1 protein-coding gene is annotated in these 674 nt (G+C 69.6%); it reads right to left on the bottom strand.

The annotated features are described in order from the left end of the window. On the bottom strand, positions 1-674 hold a 674-nt coding region (locus tag GTY56_RS18320), incomplete at both ends, for a condensation domain-containing protein (protein ID WP_161366436.1).

Genomic DNA, 674 nt, shown 5'->3' with positions numbered 1-674 from the left:
GACCAGCCGTCGCTGGCGATGTGGTGGATGGTCACCGCCAGGACCCGCTCGTCGAGGCCCGCATCGAACAGCCAGGCCCGGATGGGCACCTCGGTCGCCAGGTCGAAGGCGTACTGCGCCGCCTCGATGAGTGCGACGTCAAGCTCTGCGGGCTCCACGGCGGCCACTGTCAGCTGCCAGTCCAGCTCGTCGGGGTCGAGGATGTGCTGGTAGGGGGCGCCGTCCGCGACCTTGAGCACGGTGCGCAGCACCTCGTGGCGGCCGATCACGTCCCGCAGCGCCATACCCAACGCGTCACGGTCCACGTCACCCGACAGGCGCAGGGTGATAGGGGTGTTGTAGGTGGCGTTGGGGCCCTCGAGCTGGCTGATGAACCACAGCCGCTGCTGGGCGAACGACAGCGGCACGCGCTCAGGACGCTCGACGGTCGTCAGCGCCACCCGGGCCTGGCCGGCCCCGGCCTCCAGCTGGGCAGCGAGCCCGGAGACGGTCGGCGCTTCGAACAGCTGCCGGATCTCCACCTCGACACCGAGAACGGCACGGATACGGCTGACAAGACGCACCGCGAGGAGGGAGTGGCCGCCGAGTTCGAAGAAGTCGTCGTCCACACCGACGCTGTCCAGGCCGAGGACCTCGGCGAACGCCACGCACAGGATCTCCTCCTGAAGCGTCGC

This window comes from Streptomyces sp. SID5643 (assembly GCF_009872555.1).
Taxonomy (GTDB): domain Bacteria; phylum Actinomycetota; class Actinomycetes; order Streptomycetales; family Streptomycetaceae; genus Streptomyces; species Streptomyces iakyrus.
Note: the sequence above shows the minus strand (reverse complement) of the source record. Positions and strands in the feature narration are given on the sequence as shown.